The following is a 24,914-nucleotide window of genomic DNA, read 5'->3' on the forward strand; positions in this document are numbered from 1 at the left end:
CGGCGCCGTGCCGTACCTGTGGAGCATCGTCGCGGTGGTCGCTGCGATGGTCGTGCTCGGCCTGGTCGTGGTCGCCCTGCTCAAGCCCGTCAAGCGGTTCGCCCTCGTCGCGGGCGTCGCCCGGGAGCAGCTCGGTCGGGAGGCCGGGATGCTCAGGGCGCGCACGGCCGCACTGCGGGTCCGGCTCGAGCAGCGGCGCACGCGTAGCATCAGCAGCACCGTGGAAGGAGCCACACCGTGAGCGAATGGGTCATCATCGCGATCGTGGGCGTGGTGCTGCTCTTCAGCGCCAAGAAGCTCCCCGACATGGCACGCGGCCTCGGGCAGTCCATGCGCATCTTCAAGGCCGAGACCCGCGGGCTGAAGGAGGACGAGCAGGCCGCCAAGCCCGGGGAGGCCTCCGTCGAATCCCAGGCAGGCACGCCGCAGGCACCGGGTCGCGCGCTGGACGAGGGCTCGTCGGGCACGAACGGCGTCGCGCCCTCGTCGCCGGACGCCACCCCGACCACGCGGCCCGGCTCCACCTCCTGAACCCTCGATGACTGCGTCCTCCGGGTCGCGTGCCCGGTGGTGGCGCGGTCTGCGCCGGCCCGGGTCACGCCGTCGTGCCAATCCCGACGGCACGATGACGCTCGTCGAGCACATCTACGAGCTGCGACGACGCCTCGCGGTCGCGCTGCTGGCCGTCGCGATCGGCACGGCGCTGGGCTTCTTCTGGTACACCGCCTACCCGTTCGGCCTGCCGTCGCTGGGACAGATCCTCACCGAGCCGTACTGCGCCCTGCCGCCGGAGAACCGCGTCCAGCTCGGGGGCGGGCAGGAGTGCCGCCTCGTCGCGTTCGGCGTGTTCGAGCAGTTCACCCTGCGCCTCAAGGTCGCCGCCACGGCCGGGGTCCTGATGTCGAGCCCGATCTGGTTCGCCCAGCTCTGGGGCTTCATCACGCCGGGCCTGTACGCGAAGGAGAAGCGCTTCGCCTACACGTTCGTGAGCCTCGCGGTGGTGCTGTTCACCGCCGGCGCGGTGCTCGCGTACTTCGTCGTCACCCAGGCCCTGCAGTTCCTGTTCACCGTCGGCGGCGACATCCAGACCACGGTGCTGCGGGGCTCCGACTACTTCAGCCTGCTCATCGCCCTGCTGATCATCTTCGGGGTGAGCTTCGAGCTGCCGCTGCTGGTGGTCATGCTCAACCGCGTCGGGATCGTCTCCTACGCCCAGCTCTCGAGCTGGCGGCGCGGGCTGATCTTCGGGCTGTTCGTGTTCGCCGCGCTCGCGACGCCGGGACAGGACCCGATCTCGATGCTCGCGCTGGGCGTCTCGCTCGTCCTGTTGCTCGAGCTCTCCATCCAGGTCGCCCGGGTCCACGACAAGCGCGAGGCCCGGCGACGACTGGAGCAGGGCTGGGACGGCTTGGATCCCGACCAGCCGTCGCCGCTGGACGACCGCCTGGGCTCGTCGACGCCGGCCCCCGCGCCGGCTCCGCGCATCGAGCCGCTGCCCCCGCCGTCACCGGCCACCGATCGGGGCAGCGACGGCTCGGCCGACCGGTGGGACGCGACCTGACGAATTCCTCGCCCGTGTGACGTCGTCGGGGGGGGTCTCGGGGGCGGAGCCCCCGAGTCTTGTGACACTGTGGAGGCGTGGCCACTCGCTCTCCTGCCGAGGCCTACGAGCAGGCTCGCACCCGCTCCTCGCACCCCCAGCTCTCGCAGTTCGCCGCCGAGCTGTCGTTCGAGCTCGACGACTTCCAGCGGCAGTCCTGCCTGGCCCTCGAGCAGGGGCACGGCGTCCTGGTCTGCGCGCCGACGGGCGCGGGCAAGACGGTCGTGGGCGAGTTCGCGGTGCACCTCGCCCTGGCCCGCGGCCAGAAGTGCTTCTACACGACGCCGATCAAGGCGCTGTCGAACCAGAAGTACACCGACCTCGTCGAGCGCCACGGCGCCGACGCGGTCGGCCTGCTGACCGGCGACGCGGCGATCAACGGCTCGGCCCCGGTGGTGGTCATGACCACCGAGGTGCTGCGCAACATGCTCTACGCGGAGTCGCCGGCGCTCGAGGGTCTCGCCTACGTCGTCATGGACGAGGTGCACTACCTCGCCGACCGCTTCCGCGGCGCGGTGTGGGAGGAGGTCATCCTCCACCTGCCCCAGCACGTGCAGATCGCGTCGCTGTCGGCGACGGTGAGCAACGCCGAGGAGTTCGGCGACTGGCTCGTCACCGTCCGCGGCGACACCACCGTCGTGGTCGACGAGACCCGCCCGGTGCCTCTGTGGCAGCACATGATCGTCGGGCACCGGATGTTCGACCTGTTCGCCGAGGAACGGCGCGGCGGCACGACGGCGCTCAAGGTCGACCCGACGCTCGTGCGGGCCGTCGCCGAGATCGATCGCGGGCCCTCGGTCCGTGGGGGCCGCGCCCGGTCCGGGCCGCCCGGCCGTGGCGGACGCCCGGGTGACCGTCGTGGCGGACCGGCACGCTCCGGACCGCCGGGGCGCGGCGGGGGATCGGGCTTCCGGCCCCCGTCGCGCGTGGACGTCATCGAGCGCCTCGACGCCGCCGGGCTCCTGCCGGCGATCACGTTCATCTTCAGCCGGGCCGGGTGCGACGCCGCGGTGACGCAGTGCGTGCGCTCCGGGCTGCGACTGACGGGCCCGGACGACGTGGCGGTCATCCGCGAGGTCGTCGAGCGCAAGACCGCGGGCCTGCCCGAGGCCGACCTCGACGTCCTGGGCTACTGGGAGTGGCGCGACGGCCTCGAGCGCGGCGTCGCGGCCCACCACGCGGGCATGCTGCCGGCGTTCAAGGAGACCGTCGAGGAGCTGTTCGTCCGCGGCCTCGTGCGGGCGGTGTTCGCCACCGAGACGCTCGCGCTGGGCATCAACATGCCGGCGCGGACGGTCGTGCTCGAGAAGCTCGTCAAGTACAACGGCGAGGCCCACGTCGAGCTGACGCCGGGGGAGTACACCCAGCTCACCGGCCGGGCGGGCCGCCGCGGGATCGACGTCGAGGGCCACGCGGTGGTGCTCTGGGTGCCCGGCGTCGACCCCGAACAGGTCGCCGGCCTCGCCTCGACCCGCACGTACCCGCTGCGCTCCTCGTTCCGCCCCGGCTACAACATGGCGGTCAACCTCGTCGACCGCGTCGGGGTCGAGAGCGCCCGCGAGCTGCTCGAGCAGTCGTTCGCCCAGTTCCAGGCCGACCGCAGCGTCGTCGGGCTGGCCAAGCGCCTCGAGCGCAACCGCGAGGCCCTCGCCGGCTACGCCGAGGCCGCGGGCGGGCACTCCGGCCACGAGGGCGACTTCCGGTCCTTCGCGGAGTACATGGACCTGCGCCGCCGGGTGACCGAGCGCGAGAAGCTGCTGTCACGCCAGGGCCGGTCGGAGCAGAAGGCCGAGGCCGCGGCGTCGCTCGAGGCGCTCAAGCCAGGGGACGTCATCGCCGTCCCGGGCGGCAAGCGCGCCGGGCTGGCCGTCGTGCTCGACCCGGGCGTCGACCGCAGCCCCCGCGACCAGGAGCCGCGCCCGCTCGTCCTCACCGAGGACCGGTGGGCCGGGCGCCTCTCGCTCGCCGACTTCCCCGAGCCCGTCGCGGCACTCGGCACGATGAAGCTGCCGCGCAAGATGGACCACCGTGTCCCGCGGCTGCGCCGCGACCTCGCCAACGCGCTGCGCGAGACCGGGATCGAGCCGCCGACGCGCTCGGGGTCGGCCCGCCGCCGCAGGGGCGCCGAGAACGAGGACCCCGAGCTCGCGTCGCTGCGCCGCGCACTGCGCGCCCACCCGTGCCACGGGCTCGCCGACCGGGAGGACCGCTCGCGGTGGTTCGAGCGCTACCAGCGCCTCGAGCGCGAGACCGAGCAGCTCCAGGACCGGGTGCGCTCGACGACGCACTCGCTCGCCCGGACGTTCGACCGCATCCGCGGGCTGCTCGGCGAGCGCGGCTACCTCGACGACGAGGTCGTCACCGAGAACGGGCGCCGGCTCTCGCGGCTGTGGGGGGAGTCCGACCTCCTCGTCGCCGAGTGCCTGCGCCACGGCGTCTGGCGCGGGCTCGGCCCGGCGGAGATCGCGGCGGTGGCGTCGTCGCTGGTCTACGACAGCCGCCGGGACGACGGCGGCGTGCCGCGCGTGCCCGAGGACGCGACGTCGGCGGTCGAGCAGACGGTGGCCCTGTGGCACGACCTCGTCGCCGACGAGCGCCGCCACCGCCTCGACCGCACCCGCGAGCCCGACCTCGGCTTCGCCTGGCCGGTGCACCGGTGGGTGCGCGGCGACTCGCTCGCGGTCGTGCTCGCCGGGGCCACGTCGCACGGCACCGAGCTGTCCGCGGGAGACTTCGTGCGCTGGTGCCGACAGGTCGTCGACCTGCTCGACCAGATCCGCGCCGTCGCCGGCAACGACGACACCGTGGGTCGGGCCGCGGGCGACGCGGTCCGTGCCATCCGGCGCGGTGTCGTCGCCGTGGGGGAGGGCTAGGCCGTGAGCACGCCGCCGGAGGAGCCGAGCCGGCCGGAGTCGCCCTGGGCGCCGCCCGCGGCGGAGAGCTCGGGGGCGGGGCGGCCAGCCGCGGACGACCCGAGGGCGGACAGCGCGGAGCCGGACGGTCCGGAGCAGGACGATCCGGGGAGTTCGGGCCCGGCCACCCGGGACGACACCCCGCCCGAGGGGCTGCCCGGGCCGACGGGCCCGACGACCGCCGGCGAGCCGAGCCCGTGGGCGCCCCCCGGTGGCCCGGCGCCGCAGCAGCAACCCGGCGGGCCGCACGCCGGGCCGGCCGAGCAGCCCTGGGCCCCGCCGTCCGGCCAGCCCACGGGATACGGCCAGCCCACGGGATACGGCCAGCCCACGGGATACGGCCAGCCGAGCTACGGGCAGCAGTCGCGCTACGGGCAGCAGCCGGGCTACGGGCAGCAGCCGGGCTACGGCCAGCAGCCGAGCTATGGCCAGCCGGGCTATGGGCAGCAGCCCGGGTACGGCCGGACCGGGTACGGCCAGACCGGCCAGCAGACCGCCTGGGGTCAGCCGGGACAGGGGCAGCAGCAGGGATACCCGCCCCAGCAGGGCTACGGCCAGCACCAGGGTGACGGCCCCCAGCCCGGCTACGGCCCGACCGGCTACGTCCAGCAGCCCGCACCCGGCCCCGGACCGAACCCGACGTCGGTGTGGGCGGCGCCCGGCAACGCGACGGGCTGGGGCCGGCCCGGTCCGGGCTGGGGCGGTCCGTACCCGCCGCAGCCCCGCAAGCCCTTCCCCTGGAAGGCGGTGGGCCTGGTCGTCGCGGCCCTCATCGTGATCGCGCTGATCGTGCTGGGGCTGCTGGCGTTCGTCGTCGGGCCGCGGTTCGCCCGGGTCGACGTCCTCGACGCGGACTCGGTGACGCAGGGCGTCACGCGGGTGGTCACGGAGGACTGGCGCCGCCAGATCACCGGGGTCACGTGCCCGTCGGACCAGGAGGTGCGGCCCGGGGCGACGTTCACCTGCTCGGCGACCGTCGACGGCCGGCCCGCCCAGGTGCCCGTCTCGATCATCGACGCGAGCGGCACCTACTCGGTCGGGCAACCACGCTGATGGCGACGCTCGACGACGTCCGCCGTCTCGCGCTGGCCCTGCCGCGCACCGACGAGGCGGTGTCGTGGGGCTCGGCGCACTGGCGGGTGTCGAAGAAGGGCTTCGTCTGGGAGCGACCGCTGCGCCGCTCCGACGAGGCGGCCCTCGAAGCCGCGGGCGTGCCGCTGCCCGAGGGCGACGTGCTCGGCGTGCGGGTGGCCGATCTCGGCGTCAAGGAGGCGCTGATCGCCGACGACCCGGCCGTCTACTTCACGACGCCGCACTTCGACGGCTTCCCCGCGGTGCTCGTGCGTCTGGAGCGGATCGGGGTCGACGAGCTGCGCGAGCTGGTGGAGGACGCCTGGGTCGACCGCGCGCCGAAGACCGTCGCCAAGGCCTGGCTCGCCGAGCAGGGCCGCGGCCAGGACGGCTGATCCGCCCCCTACTCGCCCCGCAGCGCCGCGACCAGCCGGTCGACCGAGCCGGTGAGGTTCCAGCGCTCGGCGAGGGCGGCGAGCGCGTCCGGGTCCGCGGGCTCGTGGGGCAGGGTGCGCCGCTCGCCGGTCCAGTCGATGGGGGCGTCGGGGGCGACGCGGACGACCTCGGGCGCCACGACGAGGTACTCGCCGGCCCGCGCCATCTTCGCGCGCACGGCCGAGGACATGCGGGTGTCGGAGCGGTCGAGCACCGCGGAGATCATCTCGTCCCACGAGCCGAACTTCGAGACCACCTGCGCCGCGGTCTTCTCCCCGATGCCGGCCACGCCGGGCAGGCCGTCCGAGGGGTCGCCCCGCAGCATCGCCATCTCGGCGTAGCCGTCCCCGGCACGGGCGAGGGGCACCCCGTAGCGGGCGGCGACGTCCTCCGGCCCGTAGAGCTCGTACTTCGACACCCCGCGGGCGATGTAGACGATGCGGGTCGGGGTGGGCTCGTCGCGGACGAGCTGCAGCAGGTCCCGGTCGCCGCTGACCACCTCGATCGCGTCGGTGGTCTCGGTGGCGCACAGCGTGCCGATGACGTCGTCGGCCTCGTAGCCCTCGGCCCCCGCGGTCGGGATCCCGGCGGCGGCGAGCGCCTGCAGGATGATCTCGACCTGCGGCCCGAGTTCGGGCGGCGCGGCCTCGGCGTCCGGGGCGCCGCCGACGGGGGAGGACGGGTCGCCCATCGAGGGGTCGACGCGGTGGGCCTTGTACGACGGGATCGCGCGCACGCGGAACGCCGGGCGCCAGTCGCGGTCGAGGCACGCGATCACGGCACCGGGGCGACGTTCGCGGACCAGGCGGGCGACCATGTCGCAGAACCCGCGGGCCGCGTTCACCGGCGTGCCGTCCTGCGCGGTCAGGGTGGCCGGGACCCCGTAGAAGGCCCGGAACCACAGGCTGGCCGAGTCGAGCAGCATCACCGGCGCGTCCATGAGCGGCAGCTTCCCACCTGGCGCGGCGCGCTCGTGCGCGCCTGCCCGTGTCCCGACACGGACGAGCGCGCACGAGCGCGACGGAACGGGCCTCACGCCTCCGACGGGCCTGCCGAGCCGCCCGAGCCAGGCGCACCGTCCGCACCGGACGCTCCCGGTGCGGCGATGACGGCCTTGGCGTAGCGCGACCCGGCCGCGAGCAGGACGAGCCCGGCGCCGAGGAACGCCGCGACGCGGGCGAGGCCGTCGAGGGCGGTGAGGTCGAAGGTCACGAGCTTCACCACCGCGGCGATCACCAGCACGCCGCCGAGCACCCGCGAGAGCGAGTCCTTCAGGCCCCGCGCGAGCAGGACCAGCGCGATCGCGGTCCACGAGACCGTCACGAGGACGTGCCCGACGAGGAACGCGTCGCGGGTGGGCGAGATCAGCAGCGCCGCGGTCACGACCGCACCGGCCGCCCCGTAGAGCGCGACGACCCCGAGCAGGCCGGCAGCCGTCGCGGCCCGGCCGCGGTCGCGCAGCCACCCGAGCCGCCCCAGGGCGACCAGGCCGACCAGGGCGACGGCGGAGAGCAGGAGGTAGACGACGAGGGCCGCGGCGAGCTCGCCGACCGCACCCGCCGTGACGGCGCCGCCCGGCAGGGTGACGACGAACGGGCGAGCGGGGAAGCTCGCGACGAGCTCCATCGGCGCGTCCTGCCCGAGCGCGACGAGACCCCCGACGAGGCCCAGCACGGCGGCGGCGAGCAGCGGGCCGGCCCGGCGGGTCACGGCCGCGGCGACGCCGAGCACGAGGGCCTCGGCGAGCAGGGGGAGCGACAGCGGGCCGGAGCCCATCGCGAGGACGGTCGCGACCAGCAGCGCGCCGGTGGCGCCGGCCCCCGCGACGAGCGCGAGCGCGCGGTACCCGGCCTCCGGCGCGGCAGCTCCACGGCGCTGCGTGCCGTCCGCTCCGGCAGGGACGACGCGGTCGAACCCGACCACGGCGAGCAGTAGGGCGACCGCGACACCGCCGGCGACGAGGGTGCCGGGGATGCGGGCCAGGCCGATGCTGACGAGCAGGACCGGCAGCACCGGCGCCCCGAGCACGGCGGTGGCGGCCACCCGGCCGGAGGTGCCGAGCAGGACGGCCGAGACGCCGCCGGCGACCAGGACCGCGAGCACCGCCACGGTCGTCGCGAGGTGGGTGTCGGGGGCACCGAGGAGCAGCCGGATCGCGGCGCCGAGGGCCGCGAGGGTCGAGACGACGGCGGCGGTCGTCGCGACGGCGAGCCAGGTGCGACGGCGGGCGACGAGCACGGCGGCGACCTGGGCACCGAGCACGAGGGCGACGAGCGTGGGCGTCGGCCCGCCGACGACCAGGGGAGCGGCCAGCCCGGCGGCGACCAGCACGCCGAGGGCGAGGCCCTGGTGGCGCCAGTGGTCGGCCAGCACCAGCCCGCCGGCGGTGACCGCCAGGGCGAACGGGGCGCCGAGGGCGAGGGGGAGGAGCCCGAAGAGGGCGACGGCGGCGGCCACGGTGAGGAAGAGCGCCGCCACGCCGGTCGCGGCGAGGGCGACCGCGGCGGACGGTACCTCGGCGTCGCCGGCCCGGCGCCGCACGCGCACCCCGATCCCGACCAGGGCCAGGCCGAGCAGGGCGCCGCCGATCACCCGCGCCTCGGGACCGAACCAGCCGCGCCCGGCGGCGAGGACGAGCAGCAGCACGACGCCGAGCACCGTCGTCGCCGCGCCGGTGACCGCGAGCAGCTTCGCCGGCGACCAGGCGGCGCGGGGGGCCCGGGGCGGACGGGGGAGCCGGGGGGCGGGGCGAGCCGGCGGTGACGGCGGCCCCCAGCCCGCGGGCGGCGGGGCCCACGCGACCGGCGGGGCCCACGCGACCGGCGGGGCCCAGGGCCCGGGCGGCGGGGGAGCCGGCACGGACGCCGACGCCGGGGCGGTCGTTCGCGGGGCGCTCTGCAGCGTCAGGAGGGTCGTGCGGATGCGGTCCACCTCGCGGGCCACGCCCGCGAGGTCGTCACCGAGGCGGACGACGAGCGCGTCCTGCGGCACCGGGGTGTTCATGGCACGGAGCCTGGCCTTCCGCGAGCCGCCCGCCCAGGGGAGGACTACTCAGTCCGGACGATGAGTGTCGCGTGGCGCCCGCGACGAGCGGGCACAGGCCGGTTGCCGATTCCCGCGTACCGAGAGGAGACCCACCATGGGTGACATCGCGAGCAAGCTCGACAAGGAGTACGAGACCAAGTCCGCGCAGGAGATCGCCGACGCACCCGTCGCCGCCCTGCAGGGCGTCAGCGAGAGCGACGCCGAGAAGCTCAAGGAAGCGTTCAACATCAAGACCGTGCGCGACCTGGGCACGAACAAGTACTTCCTCTGGGCGCAGGCGTTCGCGAAGCTCGCCGAGTGATCCCGCGGGTGCGCCCCGGCGACCTGACCGGGGCGCACCCCGCACGGTCCGGCCTGTCCTAGGCTCGGCGACCATGAGCAGCACCCTCGCGTCCGACCGCGTGACGGCCCGGCTCGAGCGCGCCCGGGCCGCCGCCCGGCAGGCCGGGGTCGACGCCCTGGTGATCACGCCGGGGCCCGATCTCCAGTACCTCACGGGCGTCGTCAAGCACTCCCACGAACGGCTCTCGGCCCTGCTGCTGCCCGTCGACGGCGACGCCGCGTTCGTCGTCCCGACGTTGGAGCGCCCCGGCCTCGACGGCACCGCCGTCGACGCGATGGAGACCCTGACCTGGACCGACGGCGTCGACCCGCACGCCCTGGCCGCCTCCCGTCTCGGCGGCGCCCGGCGCGTCGCGGTGGTCGCCGACATGCCGGCCCTGCACGTCCTCGGCCTGCGTGACGCCCTGCCACAGGCCTCGCTCGAGCTGGCGACGCCGGTGCTGCGCGAGCTGCGCATGCGCAAGGACGACGTGGAGGTCGACGCCCTGCGCCGCGCGGGCGCGGCCATCGACGCCGTGCACGCCCGCGTCCCGGGCTGGCTCGTGGCCGGGCGCACCGAGGCCGAGGTCGGTGCGGACATCACCGCGGCGATCCTCGAGGAGGGCCACGCCGAGGCGGCGTTCGTGATCGTGGGCTCCGGGCCCAACGGCGCGAGCCCGCACCACGAGGTGTCCGACCGGATGATCCAGGCCGGCGACGTCGTCGTCGTCGACATCGGCGGGCCGCTGCCGGACGGCTACAACTCCGACTCCACGCGCACCTACGTGGTGGGGGAGCCCGGCGACGAGGTCCGCGACGTGTACGCGGTGCTCCAGCGCGCCCAGGCGGCGGCGGTCGCCGCGGCGCGCCCCGGCGTCACCGCCGAGAGCGTCGACGAGGCCGCCCGCGCGATCATCCGGGACGCCGGGCACGGCGAGTACTTCGTGCACCGCACCGGGCACGGCATCGGTCTCGAGGTGCACGAGGAGCCCTACATCGTGGCCGGCAACGACCTCGTCCTCGAGCCGGGCATGGCGTTCAGCATCGAGCCGGGGATCTACTTCCCGGGGCGCTGGGGTGCCCGCATCGAGGACATCGTCGTGGTCACCGACGACGGCTGCGAGCCGGTGAACCGGCAGCCCCACGACCTGCTCTCGTGCTGACGACCCACCCCGAGCCCGCCCGGACGGCACCCGCACGATCGGTTCGGGGCGCCCTCTGGCTGCGTCTCCTGGGCGCGGTCGTGGCGGGGCTCCTGCTCTACGTCGCGTTCCCGCCGTTCGGCGCCTGGTGGGCCGCGCCGCTGGGTCTCGCTCTGGTCGTCGCCGTCGTCGACGGGTGCCGGGTGCGGAGCGCGTTCGGGCTCGGGGCGCTGGTCGGCGTCGCCTACCAGCTGCCGCTGCTGCACTGGACCGGCGAGTACGTCGGCGCCGTCTGGCTGCTCCTGCTCGTCGCCCTCGTCGTGGTGGTCGCCGTCCCGGTGGCGCTGTTCCCGCTCGTGACGCGTCTGCCCGGCGCGCCGGTGTGGGTGGCGTGCGTCTGGGTGGCGGGCGAGGCCCTCATCGAGCGGTGGCCCTTCGACGGTTTCCCCTGGGCCAAGGTCGCGTTCGGCCAGCCCGGCGGGCTGTTCTCCCCGCTGGCCTCGCTCGGCGGCGCGCCGCTGGTGAGCGTCGCCGTGGCGCTGACCGGGGCCGGCCTGTGGGCCCTCGTGCGCGCGCTGCGACCCCCGCGGCGTCCCCGCGCCGCGGCCGGCGCCCTGGTCGCGGTCCTGCTCGGGCCCCTCGCGGGCCTCGCGACCCTGCCGTCGGTGCGCGCCGACGCCCCGGGCCCGGCGATCACGGTGGCGGCCGTCCAGGGCAACGTCCCGCGCGCGGGACTCGACTTCAACGCCCAGCGCCGGGCGGTGCTCGACAACCACGTCGCGCAGACCCGCCGTCTCGCCGACGACGTCCGCGCAGGCCGGGCCCCCCGCCCCGACCTGGTGATCTGGCCGGAGAACGCCTCGGACATCGACCCGATCCGCAACGCCGACGCCGCCCGGGAGATCCGGGCCGTGACCGACGAGATCGGGGTGCCGGTGGTGGTCGGCGCCGTGCTCTCCGGCACCCGCGGCCCGGACGGGACGCTGGTCCGGGGGCCGCGCAACGCCTCGATCGTCTGGGTGCCGGGCCAGGGTCCCGGCACGACGTACGTGAAGCGCCACATCCTCCCGTTCGGCGAGTACATCCCGCTGCGCGGCGTCGCCGAGCTCGTCTCGCCGCTGGTCGACCGCGTCACCGACTTCGAGCCCGGCACCGGCACGGGCGTGCTGCCCACCGGCCCGGCCCGGCTCGGTGTCGTGACCTGCTACGAGGTCGTGTTCGACGACTCCGTGCGCGACGCCGTCCGGGGCGGGGCCGACCTGCTCACGGTGCCCACCAACAACGCGACCTTCGGGTACAGCGACATGACCTACCAGCAGCAGGGGATGTCGCGGCTGCGCGCGATCGAGCACGACCGCGCCGTCGTCATCGCGGCGACGAGCGGGCAGAGCGCGATCGTGGCGCCCGACGGGACGCTCGTCGCCCGCACCGGGCCGTTGTTCACGCCCGGGCTGCTCGTCGAGACCGTGCCGCTGCGGACCACGACGACGCTCGCCACGCGGCTGGGCCCCGCTCCCGAGTGGGTGCTGGTCGCGCTGGGCCTCGCCGCGGTGGCCGTGGGGCTGGTGCGGCGCCGGCGGGACGCCGCGTGACGGGACCGCGTCCGGACGGGGCCGACGTGCTGGTCACCGTCCCCACGTACAACGAGCGCGAGAGCCTGCCCGGCCTCGTCACGCGACTGCTCGACACCCTGCCCGCGCTCCGGATCCTCGTCGTCGACGACGGCAGCCCCGACGGCACCGGGACGCTCGCCGAGTCGATCGCCGCGACCGACGCCCGCGTCCGGGTGCACCACCACGCGCCGCGGGCCGGTCTCGGCGCGGCGTACGTGGACGCGTTCAGCACGGTGCTCGACGGCGGGTGCGACGGCTTCGCCGAGGGCGTCGGGTGGATCGTGCAGATGGACGCCGACGGGTCGCACGCCCCGGAGGAGCTGCCCCGTCTGCTGGCGGCGGCCCGGGACGCCGACGTCGTGCTCGGGTCCCGCTACGTGCCCGGCGGCGGGACGGAGGGCTGGGCGTGGCACCGGCGCCTGCTCTCGCGCGCCGGCAACGTCTACTCGCGCCGGGCGCTGCGGCTCTCGCTGCACGACGTCACCGGCGGCTATCGCTGCTTCCGGCGCGGCGCACTGGCCGAGGTGGGCATGGCGACGGTCGCCTCGGAGGGCTATTGCTTCCAGGTCGACGTCGCGTTCCGGGTGCAGCGGGCGGGGATGCGGGTGCGCGAGGTCCCGATCACGTTCGTCGAGCGCGCCCACGGCGAGTCGAAGATGAGCGGCGCCGTCGTCCGCGAGGCGCTGTGGCGGATCACGTCCTGGGCCGTGCGCGACCGGGCGCGACGTCGGCGGGCCCGCCCACGCTGAAGACCAGCATCAGGAGCGAACAGGCGAAAGGGCCGCCCCGGCGGATGCCGGAACGGCCCTCACGATCTCGTGAGCGCTCAGGCGCTCTCGGAGCGGCGCTCCTTGAGCAGGCCCAGACGCTCGTCGAGCAGCTCCTCGAGCTCGGGCACCGAACGGCGCTCGAGCAGCATGTCCCAGTGGGTACGCGGAGGCTTGGACTTCTTCTGCTCGGGCTCGGTGCCGTCGATCCGCTTGCCCTCGTCGCCGTGGAGGCGGCACTCCCAGGTCACGGGCGCCTCGGCGTCGTCCGAGAACGGCACCTCGAAGTCGTGGCCCTTGGGGCAGCGGTAGGCGAAGGAACGACGGGGGGCGAGGTCGTGGTCGCGGTCGGTCTCGTAGCTGACAGCGCCGAGACGGCTGCCACGGAGGACGCGGTCGGCCATGATGGTGTCCTTTCCTCGACTGCAAGTGCACCCGAGGACGCACGGCCTTCGGGCACGCGTGGGTCAACGCCGCACCACCACGGTTCGTTCCCGTGATGCCCGCCGTTCACCCCGCGCGTGACCCGACTCACGGGTGCACACCGGCTACGGAATACCCCGACCGGCGCGCCTCCACACGGTATCGGGTCGTGCGCGATGAATTGCGTGCCATCCGGATCTCGGTCAGGCCGGCGCGGTCCACGCCCCCCGGGTGACGAGCACGTCGCGCAGCAGATCGGGCCGGTCGGTCATGAGCCCGTCGACCCCGAGGTCGAGCAGGCGGTGCATCTCCGAGGTCCGGTCGACCGTCCAGACGTGCACCTCGATCCCGAGCGCGTGCGCCGTGGCGACCATCGCGGGGTCGATCACCGTGAGGGAGCCGAAGCGCACCGGCAGCTGCGCCAGATCGCCGTGCACGCGGAGCACGCGGTCCAGCGGGCGCCGGAGCAGCGACGGCGCCACGGCCCGTCCCCGCAGCCGCAGCGCCGAGCGGCTCGCGAGCCCGGTGACGACGCGGTCGCCGAACCGTGCCCGGACCGCCTGCAGGCGGCTCTCGTCCATGCTCGCGACGGCCACCCGCTCGGCCACGTCGTCGCGTTCGAGCAGACGGAGCATCGGCGCGAGGCTGCCCGGAGCCTTGAGGTCGACGTTGAACCGCGTCTCCGGCAGCGCCTCGAGCACCTCCTCGAGGCGCGGCAGCGGCTCGCGCCCGCGCAGCCGCACGCCGGCGAGGTCGGCCCAGGGCATCGTGCGCAGCACCCCGGGATGGCCCGCGACGCGGCGCAGGGTGGCGTCGTGGTGCACGACGAGGACGCCGTCCGCGGTGGCGTGGACGTCGGTCTCGACGTGGGTGTAGCCCTCGTCGACCGCCCTCCGGAACGCGGCCAGCGAGTTCTCCAGGCCCTCGAGCTCGCCGATGTGCCAGCCGCGGTGCGCGAACGCGCGCGGGGTCCGCCCGGCCAGGTACGGGTGCTGCGCCGGGGTCACGTCCGCGGAGTCTGCCCGGTCGCCGGCCATCCTGCGCAGCGCATCCACTCCGGGCCTGACCCATGACACGTTTCGGTGGGGCCGCAGGCCACCGTGGAGGCGTTCGTGCACATGCAGTAGTCTCGGCGATCACGCTGGGCTGAGGGGAGCGCAGATGCCGAAGGGGTCGGGGGGTGAGCCCTCCTGGTGGTCGTCCGGGTCCGTCCCCGACGACCTCCCGAGCTGGGCCCGCCGCGGCCTCGACGAGGCCCCCGAGGAGCTCGCACCCTCGCCGCCGCCCCCGCCGTCCCGGCACCGCCGTCGCGGCGCTGCTGCCGCCCCGGTGGCGACCGGTGGCGCGCACCGTCTCCGGGGCTGGGGGCTGGCCGCCGCCTCGGTCGCCGCGGCCGCCGCCGTGGTCCCGCTGGCGGTCTCGACGCTGGCGAACAACGGCGAGAACACCGCCCTGCCGCGCGTCGGCACCTTCCCTGTCGTCGCCCCGGGCACGCTCCCGGGCGGAGCCGTGCCCCCCGGAACGAGCACCCGCGGCCCGCAGCCAGGGTCGCCGGCCGACGCCTCGGTGCTCCCGCCGCTGCAGGACCCGAGCGTGGCGCTCGCCGAACCCCCGCGCACCGTCACCGTCGCGCCGCGGGTGCTGGCCCGCGACGCCGAGGACGAGACCACGACGCCGTCGACGCGCCGTACCACGACGACCTCCGCGGCCGAGGATGACGAGACCACGGCCGGTGGCAGCAGTGGCGAGACCCGGACCCCCCGTGACGCCGACGACGACGAGGGCTCGGGGGGTGGCTCCGGCTCGGACAGGGGCTCCGGCTCGGGTGGCTCGGGGGGCTCCGGCTCGGGTGGCTCGGGTGGCTCCGGCGGCGGCTCGGGTGGCTCCGGCGGCGGGTCCGGCAGCGGCGGCGGGTCCGGCTCCCGCGGTGGCGGGATCGTCGGCGGGGTCGGGGACGCCGTCGGCGGTGTCGTGAACGGCGTCGGTCGCGCCACCAACCGCGTGCTCGGCTGAGAGGCTCGCAGGTCGCGACTCAGCCCGCCGACGGCTTCTCCGGCAGGTCGGGGCGCTCGACGCCCTCGCCGAGCGCCGCGGCGTAGAGGTCCCCGTCGGCCTCGATGCGCGCCAGCACGTCGGCGGGGGAGAAGGTCAGCTCCCGGACCTCGGTGGCCGCGGTCACCTCGTCCCACGTCAGCGGCGTGGACACCGTCGGCGCACCGTTCGCCGCGCGGGCACGCATCGAGTACGGCGCGACGGTGGTCTTCGCCGTGTTGTTCTGGCTCCAGTCGACGAAGATCTTCCCGCGCCGCCGGTCCTTGGCCATGATCGCGGTGACCGAGCGCGGGGTCTCGCGGGCCAGGAGCTCGGCGACGTTCTTCGCGTAGGCGGACGTGCGCCCCGGGTCGTCGACCCGCACCGCGGCACTGACCTGCATGCCCTTGCTGCCGCTGGTCTTCGGGCAGGGCGTGAGCCCGTCGGCGGCGAGGACGCCGCGCAGACGCTCGGCCAGGCGCGCGCAGTCGACCACCGTGGTGCCCTCGCCGGGGTCGAGGTCGAACACCAGCTCGTCGGGCGGCTGCACGACGTCGTCCTCGTCGACCCGCCACTGCGGCACGTGCAGCTCGAGGACCGCCAGGTTGGCGAGGTAGACCAGCGTGGCGAGCTCCTCGACCACCACGAAGTTGGCCGTCGTCGTGCCCCGGCTGCTCCCGGGGGTCGGGACCTCGACGCTGCGCAGCCACTCCGGCGCCTTGGCTCCCGCGTTCTTCTCGTAGAACGACGGGGCGGAGATGCCGTCGGGGAAGCGGCGCAGCGTCAGGGGCCGGCCGGCGAGGTGCGGGAGAATCGTGTCGGCGACCCGGGCGTAGTAGTCGATCACCGAGGCCTTGGGGACGTAGGGGTAGAGCTCCTTGTCGAGGTTGGACAGCCGCAGCGACCGGCCGCCGACCGCGACCCGCGGGGACTGCGCCGCCTTGTTCCGCGCGGGCGCGGCGGCGTCGGACTTCCGGCGCTGGACGAGCCAGTCCTTCTCGTCGTGGTCGCTCCGGTCCGGCTTGAAGAACACGAATCGGCCGTCCACCCGCTCGCCGTGCAGCGTCACCGCGACCTCGGTGTCGGACCACTTCTCGACCTCGTAGTGCCCGGCGTCCCAGATCGTCATGGCCCCGCCGCCGTACTCGCCGGCAGGGATCTCGCCGTGGAACTCCAGGTACTCCAGCGGGTGGTCCTCGGTGTGCACCGCGAGCCGGGGCGCCCCGGGCTTGTCGGGCAGGCCCCGGGGCACCGCCCAGCAGACGAGCACTCCGTCGCGCTCGAAGCGGACGTCGTAGTGCAGGCGGCGCGCGTGGTGCTCCTGGATCACGAAGCGCTCCCCGGCGGGGGTTTCCCCGACCTCTCCGAACGGCTCCGGCGTGCGCTCCGGATCCCGCTTCGCGTTGTACTCGGAGAGGTCGGGCACGGGGGATATCTACCCGACCTCGCGGTCCTGGTGCACCCCGGTCGTGGTGAACCCGAAGAACGCGAACATCGCCGTGGCGACGTCCGGACCCGTGGGGTCGGCGTACTTCTCCCCGGCGCGGCCCCCGGACCACTCGTGGCCCATGCCGTGCACCGTCCACGACTCCGCGAGCACCCGGCCGCCCGGCTCGGACCAGCGCTCCCGCGTCCAGCCGCGCCCACCCTCGGTGCGCCCGGTCTCGCGGACGTGCTCGGTGGCGCCCTTCGCGACGAGCGCCGCCCGCACCACCGCCTCGCCGTTGCCGGCCGCGACGGTGCGATCGGCGTCGCCGTGCACGACGATCAGCGGAACCGGACCGGCGTCGGTCACCGTCCTGGGCGGGCTGGACATCGCCGCGAACGCCGAGCCCACGTCGCGCGCCGCGCCGTGGGGGAGCCCCGAGTGCACCCCGGCCCCGCAGAACAGGTCCGGGTAGGTCGCCGTCATCACCGCGGCCATCGCCGCGCCCGCGGAGAACCCGGCGACGGCGATGCGCGCCGGGTCGACGCCGTGCTGCGCGGTCACCGCGCGGGTGACGGCGGCGATCATCGCGGGCTCGCCGGCGTCGCGCGCCTGGTCGCCGGGACGGAACCAGTTCCAGTAGCCCATCGCGTTCGCCGAGCGCGACTGCTCCGGGTAGGCGACGACCACCCCAGCTCGTTCGGCCGCCTCGTCCATCCCGGTGCAGGCGGCGAACGCGTCGGCGTCCTGGGTGCCGCCGTGCAGCATCACGAGCAGCGGCGCGCCGAGGGTGGGGGCACCGGTGGGGACGTAGAGGCGGTAGGCCAGGCCACCGGCCGAGCCGCGGGTGACGGTGCCGGGCGCGCGGTCGGACGTCCGGGCGCCGGCGCCACGGGGTCCGGGCATCGTGAATCCGGCCGGCATCGTGAATCCGGCCGGCATCGAGCCCCTGCTCGTGGGCAGGCCGCCGCCGAGGCGCTCCTGCAGGGCGGAGGTGGCCTCCATGAGCCGGCCGGAGCGCATCAGGCGCGCGGCCTCGCTCGTCCCGTTCACCGCCGTCCCGGCGCGCAGGGTCTCGCGGATCAGCTTGGCGGTACGGAACACAGTGCCTCCAGGGACAGCGGTCAGACGATGCGGGACCCGAGCGCCGACTTGACGGCCCGGCTCGCACGGAACGCCCCGAGCACCTCGACCGAGGCGATCGTGGCCAGCGCGAGCTCGGGCGTGACGTCGTCGGCGACGGTGGCGAGCCCCAGCACCCGGATGTGCACCTGCTCGCCCCGGTCACGCATCGCCTCCAGCTCACGGCGGGAGAAGTGCTGCGTGCCGAGCACGAGGGTGCGGCGCGCGACCGTGTGCTCGATCGCGGGGGCGCTCGCCGTGAGCTGGTTGCGCACGGCGGTGCGGATGAAGTCGGTGCGGTTGGTGAAGTGTCCTTCCTGCACCAGGAGGTCGATCCGGCCGAGGTCGACCGGCCCGAGGTTCACGGTGATCTTCTCGGTACGGTCCGGCTCACCGGCCATCATGCCCTCCCCACGCCATCCATGTGGATGGTGCACGGAGGGCGGGGCGCGCGCAAGTCCGCGTCGCGGGTGCAGGGATTCTCGACACGACCGCACCCGGTCTGGGTAGCGTGCCGTCCGTGCCCACGACGGTGTCCGCCCCCGTCCCCGACGACGGGCTCGTCGTGGTGGTCAAGCAGGACTGCCCGACCTGCCAGCTGGTCGCTCCGGTGCTCGGGGACCTCGACGCGACCGTCTACAGCCAGGACGACCCAACGTTCCCGGACGGCGTCGCCGTCGTCGACGACACCGGCCTCGACGCGAGCCTCGCACTGGGCATCGACGTGGTCCCGACGCTGCTGCGCCGCCGGGGCGGCGCCGAGACCGACCGCGCCGAGGGCTGGGACCGGGCGCGCTGGCGCGAGCTGTCCGGCGTCGCCGGCCTCGGCGCGGAGCTCACCGACTGGAAGCCGGGCTGCGGCTCGCGCACCCACGATCCGGCGGTGGCCGAGGAGCTGCTGGTGCGCACCCGCGGGCACGAACTGCACGCCCGGCGCGTGGAGCTCGCCGGGCTCGAGGACGAGGCCGAGGCGCTCTACGACCGCGGCTGGACCGACGGGCTCCCGGTGGTGGCGCCGACGCCGGCGCGCGTGCTGCGGATGCTGGCCGGGACGTCACGGGCGCCCGACGAGGTCGTCGCCACCGTGCCGCCGAACCTCGTGCCGGCGACCGTCGAGAAGGTCGCCATCAACGCCGTCCTCGCGGGCTGCCGCCCCGAGTACCTCCCCGTGGTGCTCGCCGCCGTCGAGGCCGCCTGCGCCGAGGAGTTCAACGCCCACGGCCTGCTCGCCACCACGTGGGGCGCCGCGCCGGCCGTCCTGGTCCACGGCCCGATCGCGTGCCGGATCGGGGTCAACACCGGGGGCAACGCGCTGGGGCAGGGCACCCGGGCGAACTCAACGATCGGGCGCGCGCTGCAGCTGGTGATCCGCAACGTCGGTGGCGGGCGTCCCGGCGAGGTCGACCGCGCGACCCTGGGCCAGCCCGGCAAGGTGGGGCTCTGCTTCGCCGAGGACGAGCAGCGCTCGCCGTGGGAGCCGCTCTCGGTCTCGCGCGGGGTCCCGGCGGGGGCCTCGGCGGTGACGGTGTTCGCCGCCGAGGGCGCCCACGGCGTCGTCGACCAGATCTCGCGGACGCCCGAGTCGCTGGCGCGGTCGCTCGCCCGGGGGCTGCGCGGCGTCGGGCACCCCAAGCTCGCGCCCGGGTTCGACGCGGTGCTCGTGGTCGTCCCCGAGCACACCGCGGTCTTCGCCGAGGCGGGCTGGGACCGGGCCCGCCTGCACGCCGAGCTCGACGAGCTGCTCCTGCTGGCGCCCGAGGAGATCGCGCGCGGCGCCGACGGCATCGACGAGGGCATGCCGGCGCCACGGCACCGGCCGCTGGGGCCGCGTCCGAAGTTCCGTCCCGGCGGGCTGATGATCGCCGTCGCCGGCGGGGGAGCGGGGAAGTTCTCCGCCGTCCTCGGCGGCTGGGTCGGCGGCCCCGGCGGCAGCACGCCCGTCACCCGCGTCATCGAGGAGGACCCGTGAGCTCCCTGATCGTCCTGGACCCCACCGACGAGGCACGCCCCGCCGCCCGCACCGTCGGGCCGCGTCCCGACGACCTCGCCGGGCGCACCGTCGGGCTGCTCGACATCTCGAAGCCCCGCGGCGAGGTCTTCCTCGACCGCCTGGAGACCCTGCTCGCCGAGCGGGGCGCGGCGGTCCGGCGCTACGCCAAGCCGACCTTCACCCGCCCCGCGCCCGCCGACCTGCGCGCGGAGATCGCCGCCGAGTGCGACGTGGTGATCGAGGCCCTCGCCGATTGAGGCTCGTGCACGTCGTGCAGTGTGCACGACCTCGCCGCCCTCGAGGCCGACGGCGTGACGGCCACGTTCGTCGCGTCCACGGAGTTCGTCTCCGCCACCGACGCGCAGGCGCGCGCCCTCGGCTTCGCCGGCGTGCCGGCGGTCTACGTCGCCCACCCGATCCAGGACCGCACCGACGCGGAGATGGCCGCGCTCGCCGACGAGGCGCTGCCGCGGGTCCTCGCAGCGGTCACCGGGGACACCGCGGGCCCCTGAAGGACGGGGCGACGGACCCCGGTGCGGTGTCCCGGGGCGGGCGTGGTTGCCTGACCCGATGGCACCGGTGGGGTGGCGGCCACGCGTCCGCCGGCCGATGACCGGCCGGGTGGCGCCGTCGTGGCGGCGCCTGCGCGAGACCCGGCGGCTCTACCGCGCCCGCCACGGTGACCACCTCGCCGCCGCGGTCACGTTCTTCACCGTGCTCGCCCTCGTGCCGCTGCTGATGCTCGCGGTGTCCGTGGTCGGGTTCGTGCTGTCCTCGAGCCAGAGCGTGTTCGCCCAGGTGGAGAGCCTCCTCGCGGTGGCCCTGCCCCAGCCGGTGAGCGTGGAGGTCGTCGACGTCGTCCACGTCGTCGTGGCCGAGCGCGGGACCCTCGGCGCGCTCGCACTGGCGGCCGCGGCGATCTCCGGCTGGAGCTGGATCAGCCACCTGCGCGACGCCGTGACCGCGCTGCTGGGACGGCCGTGCCCGGAGCACCGGCTGCGCCACGCGGTCTCGGACGTCGGTGCGCTGCTGGGCATCGGCGTCGCGCTGGCCGTCTCGTTCGCGCTGGCGTCGCTGACCGGCGTCCTGGGGAGGCGGCTGCTCGACCTCCTGGGCCTGACCAGCACCCTCGGCGCCCGGGCGCTGCTGGCGGTCGGGTCGATCGCGATCGGGCTGGCCGCGAACTGGCTCGTCGTCGCGTGGTGCCTGGCCCACCTGCCGCGCCCGGCGCGGGCCCTGCGCCCGCTGCTGCCGGCGGCGGCGGTCGCCGCGGTGGGACTCGTCGTCCTGCAACAGATCGGTGGTCTGTACTTCCGTCTGATCGGCACCTCACCCGCGGTGGCGGCGCTGGGCGCCCTGGTCGGCTTCCTGCTGATCGTCTATCTCGTGGTCCGTTGGTTGTTCCTGGTCACGGTGTGGACCGACACCCGCGCACCGGAATCCGTCTCGGACCGCAGCGAGGCCGGCCGCACCGGGATCGAGCTCGTGGCCGATCTGGTCGGGTGACATGACGGGGTCCTCGACGACCCCTGACCGACCCGCCATCCCTCGGGTGGCGTACGGAACATCGGATTCCCGGTGCTCTCGGGTTCACGGCGGGCATACGCTGCTCCGCGAGATCCGGGAGGAGGCACCCAGATGACCGTCGGCGCGGACGCCGGAATCGCGCATCGTGAGGCCGTGGACGCCGTGCGGCGGGGGCTCGCGGAGCTCCCCCCGGACGCCCCGGTGCGGCTGCGCAAGAAGACCTCGAACCTGTTCCGCTTCCGGGACGGCGGCGGTGCTCGCAGGGGGCTCGCCGTCGACGGGCTGGACCGCGTGCTGTCGGTCGACCCGGTGGCCCGTACCGCGGACGTGGCCGGGATGACGACCTATTCCGACCTCGTCGCCGCCACCCTCCCGCACGGGCTGATGCCGCTGGTGGTCCCGCAGCTCAAGACGATCACCCTCGGCGGCGCCGTCGTCGGGCTCGGCATCGAGTCGACGTCGTTCCGCGACGGCCTGCCGCACGAGTCCGTGATCGAGGCCGACGTCCTCACCGGCACCGGCGAGATCCTCTCGACCGTCGACCACCCCGATCTCCTCGCCGGCCTGCCCAACTCCTACGGCACGCTCGGGTACGCGCTGCGACTGCGCATCGAGCTCGCCCCGGTCCGCCCGTTCGTGCGGCTGCGCCACGTCCGATTCGGGACCGCCGAGGCGACCGCGACCGCGCTCGCCGAGATCACCGCGACCGGGCGGTGGGCGGGGGAGCGGGTGGACTTCTGCGACGGCACCGTGTTCTCCCCCCACGAGCACTACCTCTCGCTCGGCGAGATGGTGGACAGCGCGCCGTACCTCTCGGACTACACCGGGCAGGGGATCTACTACCGGTCGATCCAGGCACGCGACACGGACTACCTGACGATCCACGACTACCTGTGGCGCTGGGACACCGACTGGTTCTGGTGCTCGCGGGCCCTCGGCGTGCAGAACCCGACGGTGCGGCGCCTGTGGCCGTCGCGCTATCGCCGCTCCGACGTCTACCGCCGTCTCGTCGCCCTGGACCGTCGCCTCGGCCTGTCGCAGGCGATCGCCCGCCGCAACGGGGCCGCCGGCGTCGAGCCGATCATCCAGGACGTCGAGGTGCCGGTCGACCGGCTCCCGGGTTTCCTCGAGTTCTTCCATCGGGAAATCGGCATCAGTCCGGTGTGGTTGTGCCCGTTGAAACAGCGTGACGGGCGTGCGTGGCCGCTCTACCCCCTGGCCCCGGACACCACCTACGTCAACGTCGGGTTCTGGTCCGACGCCGAGCTGGCGCCCGGCATGGCGCCCGACCATCACAATCGCCGCATCGAGCAGGTCCTGATGGCCCTGGACGGCCACAAGTCGCTGTACTCCACTGCGAGCTACACCCGCGATGAGTTCGACGCGCTGTACGGGGGAGCGACGTACCGCGAGCTCAAGGCGCGGTACGACCCGGACGGTCGCCTCCCCGACCTCTACACCAAGACCGTGACGGGCTGAGGAGGACAGACGTGCAGGTCGCCGAGTTGTTCCGACCGGTACTGGGGGACGAGGCCCCGGTCGCCATCCGCGCCTACGACGGCAGCGCCTCGACGCCGTCGGCCGCCGATCCGGTGGCCACCGTCGACGTCCGCAGCGAGACCGCGCTCGCGTACCTCGCCGCCTCGCCGAACAGCCTGGGGCTGGCCCGGGCCTACGTCTCCGGCCACCTCGACGTCGAGGGCAGCCTGTACCAGGCGCTGACGGCGATGAGCGAGCTGACGGTCTCCGACGTCACCCCGTCGACGCTGCTGAGGATGGCGGCGCGCATGGCGCCGCTGCGCTTCCGCCACCGCGTCGCGCCGCCGCCCGAGGAGCACCGCCAGCGCGGACGGCGGCACTCCAAGGACCGCGACTCGACCGCGATCGAGCACCACTACGACGTCTCCAACCGCTTCTACGAGTTGGTGCTGGGCCCCTCGATGGCCTACACCTGCGCCGTCTACCCGTCGGAGACCGCGACCCTCGAGGACGCGCAGTTCACCAAGCACGCGCTGGTCGCCGAGAAGCTCGACCTCCAGCCCGGGATGCGGCTGCTCGACGTCGGCTGCGGCTGGGGCCAGATGGCGATGCACGCCGCCGAGCACCACGGCGTGCAGGCGCTCGGCGTCACCCTCTCGCGGGACCAGGCCACCTGGGCGCAGAAGGAGGTCGCGCGGCGGGGGCTCGGCGACCTCGTCGAGATCCGGCACTCCGACTACCGCGACGTGTCCGAGGGCGACTTCGACGCGGTCAGCTCGATCGGACTCACCGAGCACATCGGGCGCCGCAACATCTCGTCGTACTTCCGGTTCCTCTACGCGAAGCTGCGGCCGGGCGGGCGCCTGCTCAACCACTGCATCACCCGGCCCGATCACCACCACCGCGCCGCGGCCGACCCGTTCATCGACCGCTACGTCTTTCCGGACGGCGAGCTGCTGCCGATCGGCTGGCTGATCTCGCGGATGAACGCGGCCGGCTTCGAGATCCGTCACGAGGAGAACCTGCGGGAGCACTACTCCCGGACGCTCGCCGGGTGGTCGGCGAACCTCGAGGAGCACTGGGACGCCTGCGTCGAGGAGGCCGGCGAGGGACGGGCCCGGGTGTGGAGGCTCTACATGCCCGCGTGCCAGGTCGGGTTCGACGTGAACAACATCCAGCTGCACCAGGTGCTGGGCATCAAGCTCGGCCCCGACGCCCGCTCCGGCTTCCCGCTGCGTCCCGCGTACTGAAGATCCCGCGCGGCGGGGTGTCGTCGGGCCCGGCCCGGTCGTCGGGTTCGTTGAGCACGCCGCGCAGCTTGGCGACCGCGCGGTGCTGGGCGACCCGCACCGCGCCGGGCGTCGAGCCGACGGCGAGCGCGGTCTCCTCGGCGGAGAGGCCGACGACCACCCGCAGGACCAGGATCTCGCGCTGCTTGGGCGGCAGCTGCGCGAGCAGGGCGCGCATCTCGGCGCTCGCCGACGCCTCGAGCGCGTGCTGCTCGGGACCCGCGGCGTCGGTGAAGCCCTCGGGGACGTCGTCGGTGGGCTCGGAGCGGTCGCGGCCCGCGTGGCGGTGGGCGTCGACCACCTTGTGCGCGGCGATGCCGTAGACGAAGGCGAGGAACGGCTTCCCCTGGTCGGTGTAGGTCGGCAGCGATTTCAGGACGGCCAGGCAGACCTCCTGGGCGACGTCGTCCGCAGCCATCCCGGAACGCTCGGTGCCCAGCCGGGAGCGGCAGTAGCGCACGACCAGGGGGCGCAGGATCACCAGCAGTTGGTTGAGCGCGGCCTTGTCGCCGGCCACCACCGCAGCGACCAGCCGGTCGATCTCGTCGGACTCCTCGGTCACGGGCTACTCCGCCGCCCGCTCCGCGGTGCCCCCACCGCCGCGCGTCCCACACGTCCCCCCACGTCGACTGAACGTGACCGGCGATCACTCTCCGGAGATACGGAGTCCGTCACGCGATCCGGTCGTGTCCTCACCGTGCTCGATGCGCCGCGAGCTGTG

Annotated in this window: 24 protein-coding genes; 16 read left to right on the forward strand and 8 right to left on the reverse strand. The window is 74.8% G+C overall.

All coding sequences use genetic code 11. The features are described 5' to 3' along the window. Nucleotides 1-7: 7 nt before the first annotated feature. The 6 genes from PH189_RS19345 (at nucleotide 8) to PH189_RS19370 (ending at nucleotide 5,978) form a co-directional block, all read left to right on the forward strand. Nucleotides 8-241, forward strand: coding sequence for a bacteriophage holin (locus PH189_RS19345; protein ID WP_274190456.1), 234 nt, complete (start codon nucleotides 8-10; stop codon nucleotides 239-241). Beyond that, on the forward strand, nucleotides 238-531 hold the full coding sequence (tatA, locus tag PH189_RS19350; RefSeq protein ID WP_274190457.1) for a Sec-independent protein translocase subunit TatA: 294 nt from the start codon (nucleotides 238-240) through the stop codon (nucleotides 529-531). The genes PH189_RS19345 and tatA overlap by 4 nt, the downstream gene beginning before the upstream one ends. Before the next feature lie 94 nt (nucleotides 532-625). Next, a complete protein-coding gene (gene tatC / locus PH189_RS19355; RefSeq protein WP_274190458.1) occupies nucleotides 626-1,561 on the forward strand; it encodes a twin-arginine translocase subunit TatC in 936 nt (311 codons plus the stop codon). 77 nt (nucleotides 1,562-1,638) lie between these two features. Continuing rightward, nucleotides 1,639-4,473 (forward strand): DEAD/DEAH box helicase, encoded by a 2,835-nt coding sequence (locus PH189_RS19360; RefSeq protein WP_274190459.1) that lies wholly within the window; start codon nucleotides 1,639-1,641, stop codon nucleotides 4,471-4,473. Nucleotides 4,474-4,476: 3 nt separating this feature from the next. Beyond that, nucleotides 4,477-5,565 (forward strand): DUF4333 domain-containing protein, encoded by a 1,089-nt coding sequence (locus tag PH189_RS19365; protein ID WP_274190460.1) that lies wholly within the window; start codon nucleotides 4,477-4,479, stop codon nucleotides 5,563-5,565. Beyond that, entirely contained in the window at nucleotides 5,565-5,978 is a 414-nt protein-coding gene (locus PH189_RS19370; RefSeq protein ID WP_274190461.1) for an MmcQ/YjbR family DNA-binding protein, read from the forward strand. The genes PH189_RS19365 and PH189_RS19370 overlap by 1 nt, the downstream gene beginning before the upstream one ends. A gap of 8 nt (nucleotides 5,979-5,986) precedes the next feature. Here PH189_RS19370 and PH189_RS19375 read toward each other — a convergent pair whose 3' ends face one another. Together PH189_RS19375 and PH189_RS19380 are read right to left on the reverse strand one after the other, a co-directional pair. Beyond that, nucleotides 5,987-6,958, reverse strand: a complete 972-nt coding sequence (locus PH189_RS19375; protein ID WP_274190462.1) for a 5'-3' exonuclease — start codon at nucleotides 6,956-6,958, stop codon at nucleotides 5,987-5,989. A 92-nt stretch (nucleotides 6,959-7,050) separates the two neighbouring features. Beyond that, nucleotides 7,051-9,021, reverse strand: coding sequence for a DUF2339 domain-containing protein (locus tag PH189_RS19380; RefSeq protein WP_274190463.1), 1,971 nt, complete (start codon nucleotides 9,019-9,021; stop codon nucleotides 7,051-7,053). A gap of 136 nt (nucleotides 9,022-9,157) precedes the next feature. Between PH189_RS19380 and PH189_RS19385 the strand changes: the two genes are divergently transcribed. From PH189_RS19385 to PH189_RS19400, 4 genes are all read left to right on the forward strand, one after another. Further along, the gene (locus PH189_RS19385) at nucleotides 9,158-9,364 is read left to right on the forward strand and encodes a hypothetical protein (protein ID WP_133828686.1); all 207 of its coding nucleotides are present in this window, start codon (nucleotides 9,158-9,160) and stop codon (nucleotides 9,362-9,364) included. 73 nt (nucleotides 9,365-9,437) lie between these two features. Then, on the forward strand, nucleotides 9,438-10,547 hold the full coding sequence (locus tag PH189_RS19390) for a M24 family metallopeptidase (protein WP_274190464.1): 1,110 nt from the start codon (nucleotides 9,438-9,440) through the stop codon (nucleotides 10,545-10,547). Further along, on the forward strand, nucleotides 10,541-12,118 hold the full coding sequence (gene lnt, locus PH189_RS19395; RefSeq protein WP_274190465.1) for an apolipoprotein N-acyltransferase: 1,578 nt from the start codon (nucleotides 10,541-10,543) through the stop codon (nucleotides 12,116-12,118). The genes PH189_RS19390 and lnt overlap by 7 nt, the downstream gene beginning before the upstream one ends. Beyond that, nucleotides 12,115-12,888 carry a polyprenol monophosphomannose synthase gene (locus PH189_RS19400; protein WP_274190466.1) on the forward strand — a complete coding sequence of 258 codons (774 nt, stop codon included), beginning with the start codon at nucleotides 12,115-12,117 and terminating at the stop codon, nucleotides 12,886-12,888. The genes lnt and PH189_RS19400 overlap by 4 nt, the downstream gene beginning before the upstream one ends. Before the next feature lie 77 nt (nucleotides 12,889-12,965). Here the strand turns inward: PH189_RS19400 and PH189_RS19405 are convergent, their stop codons facing one another. After that, the gene (locus PH189_RS19405; RefSeq protein ID WP_274190467.1) at nucleotides 12,966-13,310 is read right to left on the reverse strand and encodes an RNA polymerase-binding protein RbpA; all 345 of its coding nucleotides are present in this window, start codon (nucleotides 13,308-13,310) and stop codon (nucleotides 12,966-12,968) included. Between the two features lie 222 nt (nucleotides 13,311-13,532). Further along, nucleotides 13,533-14,336 carry a glycerophosphodiester phosphodiesterase family protein gene (locus tag PH189_RS19410; RefSeq protein WP_274190468.1) on the reverse strand — a complete coding sequence of 268 codons (804 nt, stop codon included), beginning with the start codon at nucleotides 14,334-14,336 and terminating at the stop codon, nucleotides 13,533-13,535. A gap of 154 nt (nucleotides 14,337-14,490) precedes the next feature. On the opposite strand from PH189_RS19410, the gene PH189_RS19415 reads away from it, so the two are divergent. Next, nucleotides 14,491-15,342: a hypothetical protein gene (locus tag PH189_RS19415; RefSeq protein WP_274190469.1), complete on the forward strand. Its 852-nt coding sequence runs from the start codon at nucleotides 14,491-14,493 to the stop codon at nucleotides 15,340-15,342. 19 nt (nucleotides 15,343-15,361) lie between these two features. Here the strand turns inward: PH189_RS19415 and ligD are convergent, their stop codons facing one another. The 3 genes from ligD to PH189_RS19430 are packed head-to-tail and all read right to left on the reverse strand — an operon-like array spanning nucleotide 15,362 to nucleotide 18,309. Beyond that, on the reverse strand, nucleotides 15,362-16,786 hold the full coding sequence (gene ligD, locus PH189_RS19420; RefSeq protein WP_274190470.1) for a non-homologous end-joining DNA ligase: 1,425 nt from the start codon (nucleotides 16,784-16,786) through the stop codon (nucleotides 15,362-15,364). A gap of 9 nt (nucleotides 16,787-16,795) precedes the next feature. Continuing rightward, the gene (locus PH189_RS19425; RefSeq protein ID WP_274190471.1) at nucleotides 16,796-17,890 is read right to left on the reverse strand and encodes an extracellular catalytic domain type 1 short-chain-length polyhydroxyalkanoate depolymerase; all 1,095 of its coding nucleotides are present in this window, start codon (nucleotides 17,888-17,890) and stop codon (nucleotides 16,796-16,798) included. Nucleotides 17,891-17,910: 20 nt separating this feature from the next. Further along, nucleotides 17,911-18,309, reverse strand: a complete 399-nt coding sequence (locus tag PH189_RS19430) for a CopG family transcriptional regulator (RefSeq protein WP_274190472.1) — start codon at nucleotides 18,307-18,309, stop codon at nucleotides 17,911-17,913. Nucleotides 18,310-18,428: 119 nt separating this feature from the next. Between PH189_RS19430 and PH189_RS19435 the strand changes: the two genes are divergently transcribed. From PH189_RS19435 to PH189_RS19460, 5 genes are all read left to right on the forward strand, one after another. After that, on the forward strand, nucleotides 18,429-19,877 hold the full coding sequence (locus PH189_RS19435; RefSeq protein ID WP_274190473.1) for a thioredoxin family protein: 1,449 nt from the start codon (nucleotides 18,429-18,431) through the stop codon (nucleotides 19,875-19,877). Between the two features lie 5 nt (nucleotides 19,878-19,882). After that, the gene (locus PH189_RS30340) at nucleotides 19,883-20,410 is read left to right on the forward strand and encodes a UGSC family (seleno)protein (RefSeq protein WP_337994172.1); all 528 of its coding nucleotides are present in this window, start codon (nucleotides 19,883-19,885) and stop codon (nucleotides 20,408-20,410) included. A 58-nt stretch (nucleotides 20,411-20,468) separates the two neighbouring features. Next, nucleotides 20,469-21,404, forward strand: coding sequence for a YihY/virulence factor BrkB family protein (locus PH189_RS19450; protein ID WP_274190476.1), 936 nt, complete (start codon nucleotides 20,469-20,471; stop codon nucleotides 21,402-21,404). A 132-nt stretch (nucleotides 21,405-21,536) separates the two neighbouring features. After that, entirely contained in the window at nucleotides 21,537-22,904 is a 1,368-nt protein-coding gene (locus PH189_RS19455; RefSeq protein ID WP_274190477.1) for an FAD-binding oxidoreductase, read from the forward strand. Nucleotides 22,905-22,915: 11 nt separating this feature from the next. Beyond that, entirely contained in the window at nucleotides 22,916-24,154 is a 1,239-nt protein-coding gene (locus PH189_RS19460) for an SAM-dependent methyltransferase (RefSeq protein ID WP_274190478.1), read from the forward strand. Here PH189_RS19460 and PH189_RS19465 read toward each other — a convergent pair. After that, on the reverse strand, nucleotides 24,102-24,755 hold the full coding sequence (locus tag PH189_RS19465) for a sigma-70 family RNA polymerase sigma factor (protein WP_274190479.1): 654 nt from the start codon (nucleotides 24,753-24,755) through the stop codon (nucleotides 24,102-24,104). The genes PH189_RS19460 and PH189_RS19465 overlap by 53 nt on opposite strands. Nucleotides 24,756-24,914 lie beyond the last annotated feature (159 nt).

Source organism: Actinomycetospora chibensis, from assembly GCF_028737215.1.
GTDB classification, from domain to species: domain Bacteria; phylum Actinomycetota; class Actinomycetes; order Mycobacteriales; family Pseudonocardiaceae; genus Actinomycetospora; species Actinomycetospora chibensis.